Below are 17,356 nucleotides of genomic sequence, written 5' to 3'. Positions count from 1 at the left end.
TCATGTCGTTTTTATTAAATTTGCCAAAAACAATATGCAAAACGCCAAATTAAAATGTGGATTGATTGAAGCAGATAAAGGATTCTACAACGATGCTGTTTCGAAAGATGCTTATGTGTGGTTTGAAAAGAACTGGCAGCATGATGAGTATGAGCATATACACGAACGGGCCCAGCTGACCTTTGTAGAAGAAGGTTATCAGTACCTGCATATCGAACAGAAGATCTACCTGGTGCCTAAGAATCATGTCATATGGATTCCTTCGGGCATAAAACACCGGACAACCTCAGAAGCAAAAACGGTGAATCTGATGGTGATCTTGTTTAAATCGGTGATTCCGTCTGATTTTTTTAAGGATGTTCACGTTTTTGCTGCACCTCCTGTTTTAAAAGAGATGCTTTTGTATGCTTCAAAATGGAATAAATCAGAATCTGAAGATGAAGAGCAGACTGTATTTTTAAAAGCTTTAATGACCAGCTTGCCCAATTTTTGTGATGAAAGCCGGTTTTTGGAAATTCCGGTTCCTGAAGATCACCGTTTAATTCCGGTTTGTGATTATATCAACAGTCACTATCACGAAAATCTGAATGTGGGAGATATGGCTGATCTGGCAAAGATGTCGGTAAGAAGTTTGCAAAGAATATTTAAAGAGGAAACAGGAATTACTCTTCAGAAATATGGACAGCTAATAAGGATTTTAAAAAGTGTGGAATTTATCGATACAAAACAATATACATTAAGTGAAATAGCGTTCAAAGTAGGATATAAAAGCCTGTCTGCATTTACTTCTTCTTATGCTTCGATTATGAAAGAAGGACCGAAAGTGAAAAAAGATATCAGCTTCTAATAGGTGAAAATAGAGACTAAAGAACAAAGCATATTTTATGTAATCCCGGTGGAGACTGAATAAAATATGCTTTGGAAAACTGTATAACTAAAATTGAATAGTAAAACTCAATTTAGTAGTATTATTGCCTTTGGCTTTGTTTAACTGCCCGAATCAGTTTTTCATTTCGTTCATTTGCTCTTTCATTGTTCAGTGATAAAGCTGCCCAGATAGCGGCTGGAACCCATCCGATTACAGTGATCTGTAGGATAAGGCATAAAATTCCAGTTAAAACTTTTCCACGAACGATGAAAGATAGGAAGGGAAGTAAAATAGCTAGTAACATGATGTTAAAATTTTAAATGTGATAATTTGTGTTTAATATTAATTTCTTTTGATATTTTCAAGAACTAATTTAGCAATATTTCTTGTAACCTCTGTTGGGGAGTGGCAGTCACAATTACTGAATCCGGTGACGTAGATATCCTCCGATGGAATATATACGCCCATTGATTTAAATCCAAAGATACTGCCTCCGTGTTCTCTAATGGGGACTCCATTGATCTCCTTAATATGCCATCCGTAGCCGTAAGTAAATTCTTCTCCATTATTTAACCGGTACTTTTGAAATGCTTTTTGGGTTTCCTGAGCATTCAGTAAAAGGTTTTTATTTAAAGCATTTTGCCACTTTTGCATGTCCTCCGCAGTAGACATTAGCGAACCGGAAGAAAAAGGAACACTAAAATTAATCATGGTTTTATTCACATAACCATATTCTTTTTTATGATATCCATATGCTCTCTTTGGAATGATCTTTCTATCTGAAGCGTAATAGGAATGGGTCATTCCGGACTTATCAAAAATATTTTTTTGAATAAAATTTTCATAACTATCTCCCGAAATTAATTCTATCAGATATCCCAATACTACATATCCGGAATTGTTATAATCAAACTTTTCTCCAGGGGCAAAATCTACAGGTTCATTCTTGAAAAAATCAACCATCATCTCGGGTTTCATTTCCTTTTGAGCAATTGTTGAAATTGATTTCATTTTTGTGAAATCTTTGATTCCCGAAGTGTGGGTTAGTAAATGATGAATGGTAATTTTATCTCCGTTAGGGTAATCTTTGATATACTTTGAAATGGGATCATTGACATTAAGCTTTCCCTGCTGTTCAAGCATCAGGATAGCAACTGCAGTAAATTGCTTGGTCATCGAACCGATTTGAAATACATTATCGGGATTTAAGGCAGTATCAAGTTCAAGATTTGCTTTTCCAAAAGCCTTCTGATACTTGCTTTTTCCTTTTTGAGTCACTGTAAATACACCCCCAGGACCTTTGGGATCATTAAATTCTTTAAGAATTAAACTGTCGATTCTTTTTTCTAAACCTTGACCAAAAAGAAGGCAGGAAAGGAATAGAAGTAAAAGGGTAAACCATTGAAAAGTTCTATTTGAGTTCATAGTTATATATTGTGTTATGCAAAGATATATTATTATTTAATTACTATGCAATACAATGTAGTTAATTTTAAATAAAATTTTTCACCCCATACCTATAACAAAACACTGGCGGACTTATACTTAAAATATAAATCCGCTTTTTTTTGATGTAGTTACTTACGATGAACTCGTTAAGTTTTTATTATTCTGATTATTTTTTAATGGGATTGGGGATCGAAATAAGCTTTAAAAGTAAGCGAATGTTCAATTTTGTCTTCAGCCTCCTCGAGATATTCAAGATATTCCTCCTGATGTTTCTCCATATAGATCATCACAATGGCCAGATTGATAAAAAGATTTTTATCCTCTGAGCCCAGAGCTAATGCGGCTTTTAAATAGTCTACTGCTTTTTCATTTTCCCCCATGTCAGAATATATAGCACCTATATTGATCAAAGCAGAAGTATTTTCGGGTTCAATAAGTAGAATTTCATCTAATTCTTTGATCAAAAGATCATTGATCTCATCCCAGTGATCTTCATTTTCCCAACGTTTTGCCTGGAGCTTTTTTACGTTTTCTAATCTTCGGCTTATATTATTCATTTTTAAAATTAATGAAGTCTTTATCTTATTCAAAGTTCGGAATAAAAAAGGGATTATTCCAATATAGTTTTAAGAGGTTTGTAACATCCAGTGTATTAAACTTTCAGGTTCTACAATATTCCAGGAGTGCGGATGTTTCTGTCCATTCGCTCTTATTCCGCGGTTTTCTGTTTTTATGAATTCTACCTGATGGCTTCCTATGTTGAGTAAAGAATGATAGGCACTTTCTAATTTGTAGGCATTTAAATCTTCATATTTCCGGTTCTTATTTTTCAATTGCCAATCCAGATCAGGCTCACAATACAACCTTACTTTAATGTTTTTTAAATATTTAATATGGTTTGTCGAATTGGATGAAACGAGATAAGGTGAGTAGTTCTTATATTTTTCGATATCATTTTGAGGTGTGCCTATTTCTTTTTCCAGAAGGTCAACTAGGAATTTTCCTTCAGCTGCAGCTTCTGCGTCTTTATTTTTTCGGACGTCATTTTTAGCACCTTTATACAATTCTTCAAGGTCTATTGGAGAATCCACCACTATAAGACCTTTGGGTTGAATTGGATTTCCTGTTTTTATAAGATAACTCGATACTAATAGGGCAACATTACCACCACTGGAAAATCCACCGATAAAAATATTTTCTTTTTTAATATTATTTTCATTGAAAATAGTGTTTAAAGTTTCCGTATATTTTTTCTTTTCGGCTTCGGTTAAATAAAGCTTTTGGTTGTAATCCAACAATAAAGTACTGATGCCTTGCTTTTCAATGTCTTTTAAAAATTTTGCTTCTGTCTGAGTATGTTCGATGTTACAGGGATAACATGGAAATAGAATAAGTATAGCTTTTTGTGGTGAAGCTACTTTTAATTCAAAATGATCACCTTTAATCGTTTTTATTTCCTGACTTTTCACTTTGCCAATTGTAATAATACACAATAGAAATATAATAAGGGTGTTTCTAAGCATGACAGTTCTTATAATTTAGAGGAAGCCTAAAATAGAAAAAGCTTTTGAAATTTCAAAAGCTATGCTATTATTTTTCCACCGAAATCAGTAGCATCATTGGTCGGCGGAGTTCATCTTTCATTTCCGGAAACTGTTTCAGCATCTCTTCACTTGGCTCTGCTTCAACGACCTCTTTAATTTTGAAGCCGCTTTTTAAAAGAGCATTCAAATAGGAGGTTATCGTTCTATGATATTTTATAACACTTTCACCTAAGAATGTAGTACTCCGTTTTCCTTCAATAAAATAATTATCTACGGGCCAGTGCTGTTTCTCTCCATGAGTTCCATAAGTCCAGTCTTGTGTTCCTTCAGCAGTAAAAACGGGATGTTCTACTGAAAATACAAATTGACCTTCTGGCTTTAGCCATTGGTAAATATTGTGAGCCATTTCATCAAATGATTCTATATAATGGAAGGTCAATGAACTTAATACAATATCAAACTGCTCAGTTGGGTAATCAACATCTTCCAGAGCTTTTCGTATGTATGTAATTCCTTCTATACTGTTGATTTCTCTGGCTTTTTCAAGCATTCTTTCTGAAAGGTCAATTCCAACGACAGATTTTGCTCCATGTTCTATGGCATACCGACAATGCCAGCCAAAGCCACAACCTAAATCGAGAACTGTTTTTCCTGTAAAATCTGGCAGCATTTTTTGTAAAACATGCCATTCACCGGCACCTTCCAGTCCTATTTGAGAACGCATCATTTTTCCATATTGTTCGAAAAAAGAATTGTTGTCGTATTTATTTTCTTTCATAGTTTTTATATAATAAATCCCAATTATTTAAAACAATTGGGATTTAATAATTATTTATCCAAAAGCCCTCTTCAACAAGCTTTCCACTTTCGGTTCACTGCCTCTGAAACTTTTATACAATTCCATTGGATCTTTGGTGCCTCCGGAAGAAAGCAGGACTTTATATTTCGCAGCAATTTCCGGGTTGAAAATGCCATTTTCTTTAAAATATTGGAATGCGTCTGCATCCAGTACCTCTGCCCATTTATAAGAATAATATCCTGCAGAATAACCACCCTGGAAAATATGGGAGAAGCTTGGGCTCATGGCAGTTTCAGGATTAGTTGGATAAAGCTGGGTTGCTTTTGTGTATCGATCTTCAAACTCCTTTACACTTTCATGCTCTAGTTCTTCAACATTCGTATGGTACATCATATCCATAATTCCGAAACCTAATTGTCTCATGGTCTGGTAGCCTTCCATAAAATTCTTAGACTGTTCTATTCGCTGGATTTTTTCATCCGGAAGAACTTCACCAGTTTTATAATGTTTGGCGAAAGTCTTTAAGAATTCGGGTTCATAACAGAAGTTTTCTAAAAACTGGGAAGGTAACTCAACAAAGTCCCATTTTACAGAAGTTCCTGAAAGACCTGGATATTGGGTGTTCGCTAACATTCCATGTAAAGCATGACCAAATTCGTGGAATAATGTCGTTACTTCCTGGAACGTCAATAAACTTGGAGTATCTTTTGTTGGTTTGCTGAAATTGCAGACAATAGAAATATGAGGACGTGAATTTTCACCGTCTTTTTTATATTGATTTTTGTAGCTGGTCATCCAGGCCCCGGCTCTTTTGCCTTTTCTTGGGAAATAATCTACATATAACAGTGATTTGTATTCCCCATTTTCCTTTACCTCATACGTTTTTACGTCTCCATGGTATTTTGGAATGTCGTTTCTTTCTTCAAAAGTTAATCCGAATAATTGATGAGCTAATTCAAATACCGCGTCCTGAACCTGGTTTAGAGGAAAATAAGGTTTAAGCTCTTCATCGTTAAGATCAAATTTTTCTTTACGGAGTTTTTCTGCGTAAAACGGATGATCATAACCTTGCATTTCGTCAATACCATCAGTTTTAGCTAATGCTTTTAGCTCTTCTATTTCTTTCCCGGCATAAGGTTTTGCTTTCGTCAGTAATTCATTTAAAAAATCCAAAACCTTCGTTGGAGATTTGGCCATTCTCTCTTCCAATACAAAGTCTGCATAATTTTTATAGCCTAGCAATTCTGCTTTTTTCTGTTTCAGATCAACGATTTCTTTGATGAGGTTTTGGTTATCAAATTCTCCGCCATCGAAAGATTTTTTCCCGTTGGCTAAAGCCAGTTCTTTCCGTAATTCACGGTTTTCAGCATAGGTAATAAATGGAACATAGCTTGGGTATTGCAATGTCAAAACCCAGCCTTCCAGATTTCTTTCTTTGGCCTCTTCAGCATATTGTTCTATGATAGCGTCTGGAATTCCTGCCAAATCCTCTTTATGAGTAATGTGCTTAAAATAAGCATTTGTAGATGCTAATACATTTTGTCCGAATTTCAAGGATTTCAGGGATAAATCCATGTTGATATTCTTTAGCTTTTCTTTGTCTTCATCATTTAATAAAGCTCCACTTCTTACAAAGCCTTTATAGGTTTCCTGTAAAAGCATTTGCTGTTCTTCGTTAAGGTTGTATTTTTCTTTGTCTTCATACACCTTTTTGATCTTATTGAAAAGCGGCTCATTTTGAGATATTTTTGAAGAATATTCACTTAAAATAGGGGAAACCTCCTCAGCAATGTGCTGCAATTCATCATTCGTTTCTGCAGAATTTACATTAAAAAAAATATTAGATAAAACCTCTAATTTTTCGCCTGAAAATGCTAATGCTTCAATAACATTTTGAAATGTAGGGGATTCAGGATTGTCAACAATAGAATTGATTTCTTCTTCCGATCGCTGAATGAGTTCTTTAAATGCCGGAAGATAATCTTCATTTTTAATACGGTCAAATGGTGCGGTATGGTAAGGAGTATTGAAATTTTCTGTTAAGACATTCATTTTTCTATTTTTTAGCGTTGTAAATTAAATTTTGTGAAAATTTGTAAAACATGAATTCGTCAAAAATAATGCCTTAATCAGTGATTGTGACAAAAAAGTTGCTTATTATTATCTTGTCATAGGAAAAGAAGTGTTGTCATTGGATTATGTAATTTTGACTTAACATTAAAATATAAAAACTATGAAAACAATTTTGAAAATTTTAGGAATAATCATTGTGCTTGTTATTCTGTATGCTGTATATGCGATGCTTGCTTTCAGTAAAGATTATCATTTTGAAAGATCTGTAGTCATTAATGCGCCTAAAGAAAAAGTATGGGAACATGTAGGATCTACGAAAGCGTTTAATACATGGAATCCTTTTATAAAACCGGACAAAAATATAGTGATCACCTATTCAGGAACAAGTGGTGAAGTAGGGGATTCATATAGCTGGAAAGGGAATGAGGATGTAGGTGAGGGAGAACAAACTGTGACAGCATCAGTGCCGAATGAAAAATCAACCAGCAAACTTCACTTTATTAAACCTTTTGAGGGAGATGCAACAGCCAATTTTATTCTGACTCCGGAAGGTAACGGAACGAAAGTAACATGGACCATGGATAATGAACTCAACACCATGATGAAGCTGATGAAGCCTATGATGGATAGCCAGATGGGAAAAACCTTTGATCAGGGATTAGCAGATCTGAAGAAATTAGCAGAACAATAAAAATAAAGGCCTTATCATTGACAAGGCCTTTTTTGTATTTTTTAAATGAAAATTGTTTTTTAAATAAGGTTTTTTAATTTTTTTGAAGGTCAATATAATTATTTAAAAAAATATTATCTTTATGTAAAGATTAGATTTATGGAGAAGATCGTATTTGAGAAAAGTGACATAAGAAATTATGTTAAAAACGTGATCGCCGAAAAGATTGAGAAATTAAAAAACTTTATTGAATTCACTTTAGATGCGAGTCGCGACATTAAGAAGACACCAAAATATGACAGTATGCGCGAGGAAATGCAGGAAGAAATTTATCAGATGCAGAAACAGCTTGGAGCTCTTAATGACCTGAACAGGAATATGTCTAAAGTTTTAAATAATACTACCGAAAGAGTACAGTTAGGTTCTTTGGTGATTACCAATAAAGCCAGATTCTATATTTCAGTTTCATTGGGTGAGTTTTTTTTTGAAGGGGATCGTTTTTATGCCATCTCACCTGAAAGTCCAATGGCTAAGAAAATGATGGGAATGAAGTCGGGAGATGCTTTTACATTAAATAATATTCATCAGAAAGTGGTAGAAGTACTTTAGTTGTTGTAGCAGGTATTAAAATATTTATGATTATAAAATGATCATTCAATGATGTCTGTTTTCAAATAAGAAAAAAACAAAATTTACGATTGATAATTAACTGTTAATTCACGACCGTTCCACATCAACTTTTTTGTAATTTTGTTTCTATGAACAAAGCAGAAATTCTAAAAGAAATCATAGAACAGAGAAGAAGTATTTTCCCTAAAGATTATACCGAAACACAAATCTCTCAGGATATCCTTGATGAGATTTTACATTCAGCAACACTTGCTCCTAACCATAAACGAACAAAGCCCTGGCGTTTTAAAACCTTCAAAGGTGAAGAAAAGGCACAGCTGGCTGCTGAAATGCAAAATATTTACAAAGCAACCCAGTCAGAACAAACTTTCTTACAGAAGAAATACGATGATATAGGCTTTAAAATTAATAAAGCAGATGTTGTTGTTTCCATTGTGGTGAACTTCAGTGGCATGCTTCCGGAATGGGAGGAAATTGCTGCCGTTTCAATGGCCGTACAAAATATGTATCTTTCCTGTACAGCCAATGAAGTAGGTTGTTATTGGAGCTCCCCGGCAATTGTTAATCATTTAAAAGAATCCTTAACCATTGAGGAAAACCAAAGGTGCTTAGGACTTTTCTATATGGGAAGACTGGACTAAGCTAATGATGTCCCATGAGATTAATTCTACTGGAAAGATTATTTTTTGATCAGTTGATAAGTAGGATTAGTTTCATTGGTCATATCTAAAATTATATCATTCCGAATATATTTTTCATCATAAGGAGATTTTTCCGATCCCAAATATCAGGAAGAATTGAGGTTATATGAAAAAATAATTGATTGTGCCAATTGTTTAATCTACCATGACAATCGTCTTTTTTTGTTACTATTACATAACTATCTTGACAAATTATCACATTTTTATGGATACATTGGAAATTTTATTTATCTTTGCACACTTAAATATTTAACTGGGACGAGTTCCCATAAAATTCAAACATTATGTCAGTAAAAATCAGATTACAAAGACACGGTAAAAAAGGAAAACCTTTTTTCCACATCGTGGTTGCAGATGCTAGAGCTAGAAGAGACGGTAGATTCATCGAAAAACTAGGTACTTACAACCCAATTACTAACCCTGCAACTATTGATTTGAACGTTGATTCTGCTGTAAAGTGGTTAAACAACGGTGCTCAACCAACTGATACTGCAAGAGCGATCCTTTCTTACAAAGGAGTACTTTACAAAAGACACTTACAAGGTGGTGTTGCTAAAGGAGCTTTTGATGAGGCTGAAGCTGAAAAAAGATTTGCTGCTTGGGTAGATTCTAAAGAACAAAAAGTACAAGGAAAAGTAGAAGGTTTATCTAAAGCTCAGGCTGATGCTAAAAAAGCTGCTTTAGAAGCTGAAGTTAAAGTAAACGAAGCTAGACTTGCTGCTGCTGCACAAGCTGAAGCGGATGCTAAAGCTGCTGAAGAAGCTGCTAACGCACCAGTTGCTGAAGAAGTTGTTGCTGAGGAAACTACAGAAGGAGAAGCTCCTGCTGCTGAAACTGAAGAAAACACTGAAGCTTAAGAAAAACCCTGTATGCGTAAAGAAGATTGCTATTTTTTAGGAAAAATCACACGCAGACATGGCCTTGCGGGAAACGTTATCCTTAAATTGGATACCGATCAACCCAAACTTTACAATAAACTGGAATCAATATTCGTTGAAATCAACGGATTATTGGTTCCTTTTTTTATTGAAAAATCATCATGGAGCAAATCAGACGCACTGAATATAGCGTTCAAAAATTCTTCTGAAGCATTGGTAGATCAATCTTTAGGAAAAAGTGTGTATTTGCCGCTTGCTACTTTACCCAAGCTTTCCGGAAAACAGTTTTACTATCATGAGGTGGTGGGTTTTAATGTTTTTGATGAACATGACAGCGATTGTGGTGTTATCCGTTCTATCAATGATCAGACTGCCCAAACCTACTTTGTGACGAATCTGGATGGAAAAGAGGTAGTCATTCCAATTATTAAAGACTGGATCCTTGAAGTGAACCGAGAAGAAAGGTTCATTAAAATGCAATTGCCGGAAGGTCTTATTGATGTCTTTTTAGTTCCTTCTAAAAAAGACGAGTAGTTTTACTATTACTCATTTCTTTCTTTCTTTCTTTCTTTCATCTTCCGATAAACATTAGCCATTACTTATCATTAAGTACCGCGGGTAATAAATATTCCTGAACCATCTTTTCAACTTGTGAATGGGCATATGATCTGTTATACGCTTTTGCTGTAATCACAATGACCAAAGGGATTTCTTTAAAGATAATAATCTTATTACCTCCATTTCCGCTACATTGATAGGCTTCAAAATTTTTATCACCTGCTTTATAAATTTTTCTCCAGAACAGATATCCGTACCCTTCAAATTCTTTGTTTTCAGCAAAATAATTGGTGAAAGATTTTTTAATCCAGTTTTTATCGATAATGGTGTTTCCATTAAATGTGCCGTTGTTCTGATATAATTGTCCAAATTTCGCAAAATCTAATGAACGCATTCTTAATCCTCCGGCCATTGAAATCTTATGTTGTGGAGTATACTGCCATTTGTAATTTTTAATGCCCAGTGGCTGGAAAAGCTTTTTGTCAGCATAATTTTCTAATCCTTTGGGAGCAGATTGATCCAGAATATCTCCGGTAACAACAACTCCCGCAGTGAAATAAGCCCAATATTTACCAATTTTATTTTCTGTCATCGGTAAATCAAGAACAAATTTCATCCAGTTATCCAGAGGGTACATATTTTCCTCATTTCCGGGAGAATCAGGATCATCGTCATTGCCATTAAATCCAGAACTCATAGTTAAAAGGCTTTTTAATGTTACGCTGTCTTTTTTTGGAGAATACTCTTTAAATTTCCGGAGATCATAAAATTCACTGATTTTTTGATTTTCATTCTTGATGTAGCCCTCCTTTATGGCGATTCCCATTAATGCTGAGGAAAATGATTTTCCCACAGAACGTGTATCTTGCAGACTATCTCTACCGGATTTACTGAAATATTCTTCTAAAAGAAGTTTTCCATTTTTCACAATAATAATACTGGTTATATCCCTGAATCTGTTTTCGGCAATCTTTCTATTGAGCGTTCTGATTTTTTCTGTATCATACTTTTCATTTGATGTCGCCCAGCCACTATTGGGTTTTATGGGCTGAACAGCCAATTCCTGCTCAGAGATATTTTTTTGTTCTATACTAAGGTTTATTTCACCTTTTGCAATAACAGGTCCTGTTTTTAGTGTAACGCCTTTTAAGTAAGGTTTGACTTCTATACTTAATACATGGCTTCCGGATTGCAACGCATCAATTCCATTATTTTTTAAATAAAAGCGCATCCATAAATATCTGCCCCATGAATCTTCATTGGTAGAACTTAATAGAGGAACCCTAAAAGTTGTTTTTAGCTTTTTACTTTCCTCTGTTCCTGCTCCGGGATTTAGGTTTTCCACATAGATCAGTTTTTTATCTACGTAAAAAGAAAACTGAAAATTCCCATTTTTCAATAATTCATTAGGGGGCAAAGAAGTATCCAGTTGATGCAAGTAGTTAATCAGCGAATTATCCATGAAAAGCCTTATATCGAGATCTTTATCTTCAGCGAAAGTCATGTTTTTAATGATGTCCGACTCTTTCAGATTTTCCAAAGGAATTGTTTTATTCAGAAAGATGACCTTATGAAGGTTGTTTTTTTGCAGAGAATTTTCAATTTTATCTGGGGTCACCACATTCTTAACTTGCCCTGATGTAAAATTAAATGAAAGGAATAAAACCAATAGATAAAGTGTTTTCATATTTTTTTTTTCAAAGGTGGATTCAGAATACTTGAAGAATAAATGAGATAACGTTCGGTTATTTAACTAATAAGTTTCTGTATTTTAAAGGAGTAATTCCCATATTTTCTTTAAAACAACGAATGAAATGACTTTGATCTGTAAAACCACACTCGAGTGCAATATGTGTTAAAGATTCATTATTGTTATGAATAAGTTTAAGAGATCTGTTGACTTTCAATTTGCGGATATAATCACCCAAATTACAGTGGAAGTACTTATGGAAATCCCTGCTAAGATGCATGGGATGGATATTTAAAATTTTGGCAATTCCTGTAAGATCGAGTTTTTCAGTAATACTTTCATGGAGAAGTTCTTCAATCTGGCGCACCCAAACAGGATTTTTTTCCGGATTTTTATTTTGCTGATTGAATTGACTGAAAATATGCAACAACAGTTGATGGACAGATAGTTCTGTATTTACATCATTTAATTTTGTTTCTTTAAAGATCTGATAGGTAAGCAGTTTTGTCGCAGGATTTTTAATATTGAAACTTCCTTCTCTGTTATTTTGCAAAATCTGATGATCTGTAAACCAATCCTTCGAAATTTCTATATGAAATCCACGGGTAAAAACATCGGGTTTTATATTGTAATGTGAATCTTCCCAACAATGATATAAAAGGGTTCCTGGCGAACAATCATAAATTTCTTTTCTATTTCCTTCTGTCACATTCCCTTGTAGAAGAAAAGTAAAATAGGCATTTTCATGATAATGCCAGTCAACATAAGGGTGCGTATACTCAGTATCCGTAAAGGTTAGACCATTAAGCTCCATGATCTCATTGGTTTGGCCAAAAAATTCACCATTACGAAGTGTATTCATTATAATTTTTCTTTTAAATGATCAATCTGCTGATACATGGTATTAAAGAACATTTTCCGGTCCCGGTTTCCAGAGGTATTCAACGATCTGGAATTTTTAATCTGATGCTCAAAATAGCTTAATGAATCCTGGCAAGTCACCTTATCATTGGTCATCATGTAACCGAACATACTGAACGGAACAAAAAAAGAACATTGCTGGTCATTCTTAAACAGAATACTATTGTTTAAAATTACTAAATCATTTGCAAATATTTGAAAATTAGATTGATAAAGTGTTTTGTTTTCCAGATTTTCTAATAATTTTTTTAAGTCTTCCAGAATCAAAACCGCTTCTTCCTTTTTTAACAACCCAATTTCAAAGTAAAATGAAATTTGCCTTAAGACACTCATTATCGTCGTGTCATTCCATATCTCTGTGACATTTTGTTTTTCGTATAACTCAATAAGCAGCTCATTTTTTGGCGTATGATATTGCATTTTGAACTCATTAAATGGACTTAAAAACTGATCCTGATTTAATAAATTCATCCATACATAAAATTTAAAACGGGATAAAATAGAATCCGAAATGGTATAGAAAAAGGGGATGTCTTTTGCAGAATAGAAAACCTGTGAATGGGTGATATTGTGGAAAACATCAAGGATCTTAAGTGAGCTTTCAAAATAGTTTAAGAGATCTTCAGTCGTTCTTACCGGCTGTGTCCTTTTAACTACTAGCTGATTTTCTGTTCCCAGAAACTGATCCAGAGAAATCTGATAATGTTTTGCGAGTTCCAGTGCCTCTTCAAAACTAAATTTAGCCTTAAGCGAAGTGCGTCTGTGTGCAGCATCATAGCTTATATTGAGAATATTGGCAATCTCATCGTTCAAAGACCTGTCGCCAATTTTCCTGCGGATCTCTTTTAATAATGCTTCCTGATGCATGTTTTGTGATTTTCACAAATGTAGCATTTTTTTTAATTCCTTTTCACATTGAAACTGGTTCGTTCTGCTGATAATTTTGAACTGTAATTTTAAAGTAATCAGTTATGAGAACAATAATTTTTTTAATGATCAGTGCTTTTACCGGGAGTATTTTATACGCTCAGGATAGCATTGCAGTTTTGGAAACTAAAACGAGAGTGATTGCATTTACCCCTTTGAAAAAAAATATAAAAGAAGTGGATGGAATCGCTATCGGAATTGGGGATGCTTTTGATGAGCATAAAGGGAATGTAAGAAAGATCAACGGAATTAATTTTGAACCAAACCCTGTTGGTATTTTGATCTGGATGCTTTTTGATCCTTCAAAATTAACGAATAGTGCACCACATCTTGTCGTGAATGGACTCAATATTTCCGGTGCAGGATATGGAAGGAATATCATGCATAATGGAATTAGTATTTCATTATACAATTATGGACATACCATGAAAGGTCTTTCCATTGCTGGTTTGTCCACCGATATTGATAAAGGAAATGGGATTATGATCTCCGGAATGGGGGTAAGTAGTGCAGAGTTGAATGGAGTGAGTATATCTGTTTTCAATGATGCTAATCAATTGAAGGGAATACAGATCGGAATTTATAATAAAGCTCGTGAGGCTAAAGGTGCGCAAATCGGTTTGTTTAACAAATCCCATAAAATCAAAGGATTGCAAATCGGGTTCTGGAATAAGAATGGTAAACGGAGTCTGCCATTTGTTAACTTTTAAAATCTGAAAAATGAGAACGATAACTTTTTGTGTATTGGCAGCCATGAATTTTCAAGCACAGATACCTGTTGAAGCTACAAAAAAAGATAAGAGATCAATGATTGAAGCAGGGAGCTTTATGAGTTTTTCATCCTATAAAGAGAGGCAGACTCCTGGATTATATTTCGGTTATTGGTATCGGTATCCTATTGATGAAAATAAAACCCACTTAGAGTTCGGGGCGAATTTTTATCACAGTACAAGTACGTACGACTTTAGATATCGGAAAAAAGGGGAGTATTACGATGTTTCTACCAAGGAATTTTTACTGAATATCGGGATAAGGATGGTAAAAGAATATCCTGTCAGGAATCATACGATTGAGTGGGTAAGCGAACTAAGCATGCATAATCTTTTCTTCAGTGGTAAAGGTATTCCCAATGAAAGACGGGAAAGTAATGATGAAAATACCATTTATATTAATACAAATACTGAAAGTATTGCATCAGTAAGAGTGGGACAGGGATTAAGATTTTGGAAAAATAATTTTGGAGTGGGAATTCAGGCTTCTTATATGCCTTTTAGGCTTTTGGAAAAAAATGCGGTCCCATCAGGTTTTAATTCCTTTTCGATAGAGGCTGGTGTCAATTTTAAACTCTAAAAATAATGTCATGAAAAAGTTACCTTATTTATTAATTTTAATCAGATTTTTAATTGCTCCAACTGTTTTGTTATTAAGCTATTTTAAAAATGAAGATTCCAGGAATTTAATTTTAATCCTCATGTATATAGGATTATTGACTGATATTTTTGATGGAATTATTGCCCGGAAAACCGGAGTTTCATCAGAAAAGTTAAGACGATTGGACAGTCAGACTGATTTGGTTTTCTGGCTTTCATTAGGTTTTTCTTCTTACCTATTAAACCCTGAATTGATCAAAAAAGAGTGGACGGGTATTCTTCTTATCTTCATTATGGAGGCTCTGTGCTATATAGTGAGCATCTGGAAGTTCGGAAAAGAAACCTGTACCCATGCTTTTTTAGCAAAAATGTGGGGATTAAGCCTACTGATTGCCTTTACTTATCTGATTGGATTTCAGGAAACAGGCTGGGCCTTTTATCTTACGGTTGTTTTAGGACTTATTTCCCATGTAGATGTTATTCTGATCGTTTTATTGCTTCCAAAATGGCAGTATGATGTCCCAAGCTCATACCATGCCTGGAAAATTAGGATGGGAAAACAACGTAAAAAGACAATTTTCTTTAATTAAACAGATAGAAATAATAGGTTTTATATTAAATAATTGATTAGTGATTTTTTAAACGGCAGCGCAATCATCAACTTGCGCTGTTTTTTTGTAACTTTGTAGACATTAATTTTTATACGAAAATTTATAATCAACAAATGAAAAAGCAGACAATTAAAGAAATCCTACAGGATTACAAGAAAGTACTACATCATGACATTACAGTTTACGGTTGGGTAAAATCTTTCCGTGCAAATCGCTTTATAGCACTTAATGATGGGTCTACAATTAATAATTTGCAAATAGTTGTTGATTTCGAAAATTTTGATAAAGAGATTATCAATAAAATAAGTACGGCTTCTTCTCTTAAAGTAGTAGGGGAAGTGGTGGAAAGTCAGGGAGCAGGGCAAACTGTTGAAATTATCGCTAAAAAGATCATTATTTTAGGGGATAACTTTACGGAAGAATTACAAAATACCATTCTTCAGCCGAAGAAGCACAGTTTAGAAAAACTTCGTGAGCAGGCACATTTAAGATTCAGAACCAACTTATTTGGATCTGTGTTCAGAATACGCCATGCAGTAACCTTTGCTATTCATTCATTCTTTACCAAGAACCAGTTTTTCAACATTCACACCCCGATAATTACAGGTGCAGATGCAGAAGGAGCAGGAGAGATGTTTGGAGTGACCAGTTTTGATCTCAATAAGATCCCAAGAACTGAGGATGGTGAAGTTGATTACAGCCAGGACTTCTTTGGTAAACAAACGAACCTTACGGTTTCAGGTCAGCTGGAGGGAGAAACTGCAGCAATGGGATTGGGAAGAATTTATACATTTGGACCGACTTTCCGTGCTGAAAACTCCAATACGACCCGTCACCTTGCAGAATTCTGGATGGTAGAGCCTGAAGTTGCATTCAACAACCTTGAAGATAACATCGATCTTGCGGAAGATTTTCTAAAGTATGTGATCCAGTATGTATTGGATAACTGTAAAGATGATCTTGAGTTTTTGGATAAGAGATTTGTTGAAGAGCAAAAATCTAAACCTGAAAAAGAAAGAGCAAAAGAGGGTCTTATAGAAAAATTGCAAAATGTGGTGGCTAAACGTTTTATGCGTGTAAGCTATACGGAAGCTATTGAGATCTTATTGAACTCTAAAGAGAATAAAAAAGGCAAATTCCAGTTTCCAATCGAGAATTGGGGAGCTGATCTTCAGTCTGAGCACGAAAGATTCCTTGTAGAGAAGCATTTTGAAAGTCCGGTAGTTTTATTTGACTATCCAAAAGATATCAAGGCATTCTATATGCGTTTGAATGATGATAATAAAACGGTAAGAGCAATGGACGTTCTTTTCCCAGGAATTGGTGAAATTATCGGAGGTTCTGAAAGAGAAGAACGAATAGATGTTCTAAGAGCTAAAATGAAAGAAATGCACGTTGAAGAGGAGGAGCTTTGGTGGTATATGGATACAAGAAAATTCGGTTCAGTACCTCATGCCGGTTTCGGGCTGGGCTTGGAAAGACTTATACTTTTCGTAACGGGAATGACCAACATCAGGGATGTAATTCCTTTCCCAAGGACACCTAAAAGTGCCGAATTCTAGACATAAAAAAAGCCTTAAATTAATTTTAAGGCTTTTTTTATTTTAATAATAGCTTATTATGTTAAATTATATAATGCAAAAATCGTGCTAAATATGTAATTTCTA

19 protein-coding genes are annotated in these 17,356 nt (G+C 34.4%); 10 read left to right on the top strand and 9 right to left on the bottom strand.

The window, feature by feature from the left end; translation table 11 throughout:
- Positions 1 to 34: 34 nt before the first annotated feature.
- The gene (locus CEY12_RS10045) at positions 35 to 847 is read left to right on the top strand and encodes a helix-turn-helix domain-containing protein (RefSeq protein WP_089027566.1); all 813 of its coding nucleotides are present in this window, start codon (positions 35 to 37) and stop codon (positions 845 to 847) included.
- A 121-nt stretch (positions 848 to 968) separates the two neighbouring features.
- Here CEY12_RS10045 and CEY12_RS10040 read toward each other — a convergent pair whose 3' ends face one another.
- From CEY12_RS10040 to CEY12_RS10015, 6 genes are all read right to left on the bottom strand, one after another.
- On the bottom strand, positions 969 to 1,172 hold the full coding sequence (locus CEY12_RS10040) for a YqaE/Pmp3 family membrane protein (protein WP_228409834.1): 204 nt from the start codon (positions 1,170 to 1,172) through the stop codon (positions 969 to 971).
- A 38-nt stretch (positions 1,173 to 1,210) separates the two neighbouring features.
- Complete coding sequence (locus CEY12_RS10035) at positions 1,211 to 2,293, bottom strand: serine hydrolase domain-containing protein (protein ID WP_089027564.1); 1,083 nt, start codon at positions 2,291 to 2,293, stop codon at positions 1,211 to 1,213.
- Positions 2,294 to 2,490: 197 nt separating this feature from the next.
- Positions 2,491 to 2,874, bottom strand: a complete 384-nt coding sequence (locus tag CEY12_RS10030; RefSeq protein ID WP_089027563.1) for a tetratricopeptide repeat protein — start codon at positions 2,872 to 2,874, stop codon at positions 2,491 to 2,493.
- A 69-nt stretch (positions 2,875 to 2,943) separates the two neighbouring features.
- Complete coding sequence (locus CEY12_RS10025; protein WP_157676797.1) at positions 2,944 to 3,786, bottom strand: hypothetical protein; 843 nt, start codon at positions 3,784 to 3,786, stop codon at positions 2,944 to 2,946.
- 121 nt (positions 3,787 to 3,907) lie between these two features.
- Positions 3,908 to 4,639 carry a class I SAM-dependent methyltransferase gene (locus tag CEY12_RS10020; protein WP_089027561.1) on the bottom strand — a complete coding sequence of 244 codons (732 nt, stop codon included), beginning with the start codon at positions 4,637 to 4,639 and terminating at the stop codon, positions 3,908 to 3,910.
- Between the two features lie 54 nt (positions 4,640 to 4,693).
- The gene (locus CEY12_RS10015; protein WP_089027560.1) at positions 4,694 to 6,712 is read right to left on the bottom strand and encodes a M3 family metallopeptidase; all 2,019 of its coding nucleotides are present in this window, start codon (positions 6,710 to 6,712) and stop codon (positions 4,694 to 4,696) included.
- A gap of 181 nt (positions 6,713 to 6,893) precedes the next feature.
- Here CEY12_RS10015 and CEY12_RS10010 point away from each other — a divergent pair, with 181 nt between their 5' ends.
- The 5 genes from CEY12_RS10010 (at position 6,894) to rimM (ending at position 10,146) form a co-directional block, all read left to right on the top strand.
- The gene (locus tag CEY12_RS10010; protein WP_089027559.1) at positions 6,894 to 7,424 is read left to right on the top strand and encodes an SRPBCC family protein; all 531 of its coding nucleotides are present in this window, start codon (positions 6,894 to 6,896) and stop codon (positions 7,422 to 7,424) included.
- A 138-nt stretch (positions 7,425 to 7,562) separates the two neighbouring features.
- Positions 7,563 to 8,012: a hypothetical protein gene (locus CEY12_RS10005; protein WP_089027558.1), complete on the top strand. Its 450-nt coding sequence runs from the start codon at positions 7,563 to 7,565 to the stop codon at positions 8,010 to 8,012.
- Between the two features lie 149 nt (positions 8,013 to 8,161).
- Positions 8,162 to 8,674, top strand: coding sequence for a nitroreductase (locus CEY12_RS10000; RefSeq protein WP_089027557.1), 513 nt, complete (start codon positions 8,162 to 8,164; stop codon positions 8,672 to 8,674).
- Between the two features lie 344 nt (positions 8,675 to 9,018).
- Complete coding sequence (locus CEY12_RS09995; RefSeq protein WP_089027556.1) at positions 9,019 to 9,591, top strand: 30S ribosomal protein S16; 573 nt, start codon at positions 9,019 to 9,021, stop codon at positions 9,589 to 9,591.
- A 12-nt stretch (positions 9,592 to 9,603) separates the two neighbouring features.
- Positions 9,604 to 10,146 (top strand): ribosome maturation factor RimM, encoded by a 543-nt coding sequence (gene rimM / locus CEY12_RS09990; protein WP_089027555.1) that lies wholly within the window; start codon positions 9,604 to 9,606, stop codon positions 10,144 to 10,146.
- A 61-nt stretch (positions 10,147 to 10,207) separates the two neighbouring features.
- On the opposite strand, the gene CEY12_RS09985 is transcribed toward rimM, so the two are convergent.
- From CEY12_RS09985 to CEY12_RS09975, 3 genes are read right to left on the bottom strand one after another with little or no spacing between them, the layout of a single operon-like run.
- On the bottom strand, positions 10,208 to 11,857 hold the full coding sequence (locus CEY12_RS09985) for a serine hydrolase domain-containing protein (RefSeq protein WP_089027554.1): 1,650 nt from the start codon (positions 11,855 to 11,857) through the stop codon (positions 10,208 to 10,210).
- Positions 11,858 to 11,915: 58 nt separating this feature from the next.
- A complete protein-coding gene (locus CEY12_RS09980) occupies positions 11,916 to 12,722 on the bottom strand; it encodes a helix-turn-helix domain-containing protein (protein ID WP_089027553.1) in 807 nt (268 codons plus the stop codon).
- Positions 12,722 to 13,648 (bottom strand): transcriptional regulator, encoded by a 927-nt coding sequence (locus CEY12_RS09975; protein WP_089027552.1) that lies wholly within the window; start codon positions 13,646 to 13,648, stop codon positions 12,722 to 12,724. The genes CEY12_RS09980 and CEY12_RS09975 overlap by 1 nt, the downstream gene beginning before the upstream one ends.
- Before the next feature lie 104 nt (positions 13,649 to 13,752).
- On the opposite strand from CEY12_RS09975, the gene CEY12_RS09970 reads away from it, so the two are divergent.
- The 4 genes from CEY12_RS09970 (at position 13,753) to asnS (ending at position 17,251) form a co-directional block, all read left to right on the top strand.
- On the top strand, positions 13,753 to 14,418 hold the full coding sequence (locus CEY12_RS09970; RefSeq protein WP_089027551.1) for an LA_2272 family surface repeat-containing protein: 666 nt from the start codon (positions 13,753 to 13,755) through the stop codon (positions 14,416 to 14,418).
- Between the two features lie 10 nt (positions 14,419 to 14,428).
- Positions 14,429 to 15,058, top strand: coding sequence for a hypothetical protein (locus CEY12_RS09965; protein ID WP_089027550.1), 630 nt, complete (start codon positions 14,429 to 14,431; stop codon positions 15,056 to 15,058).
- 10 nt (positions 15,059 to 15,068) lie between these two features.
- A complete protein-coding gene (locus CEY12_RS09960) occupies positions 15,069 to 15,668 on the top strand; it encodes a CDP-alcohol phosphatidyltransferase family protein (RefSeq protein WP_089027549.1) in 600 nt (199 codons plus the stop codon).
- Between the two features lie 134 nt (positions 15,669 to 15,802).
- Positions 15,803 to 17,251, top strand: a complete 1,449-nt coding sequence (asnS, locus tag CEY12_RS09955) for an asparagine--tRNA ligase (protein WP_089027548.1) — start codon at positions 15,803 to 15,805, stop codon at positions 17,249 to 17,251.
- The last annotated feature ends 105 nt before the right edge of the window (positions 17,252 to 17,356 follow it).

The sequence above is a fragment of the Chryseobacterium sp. T16E-39 genome (assembly GCF_002216065.1).
In the GTDB taxonomy this organism is placed as follows: Bacteria; Bacteroidota; Bacteroidia; order Flavobacteriales; family Weeksellaceae; genus Chryseobacterium.
Note: the sequence above shows the minus strand (reverse complement) of the source record. Positions and strands in the feature narration are given on the sequence as shown.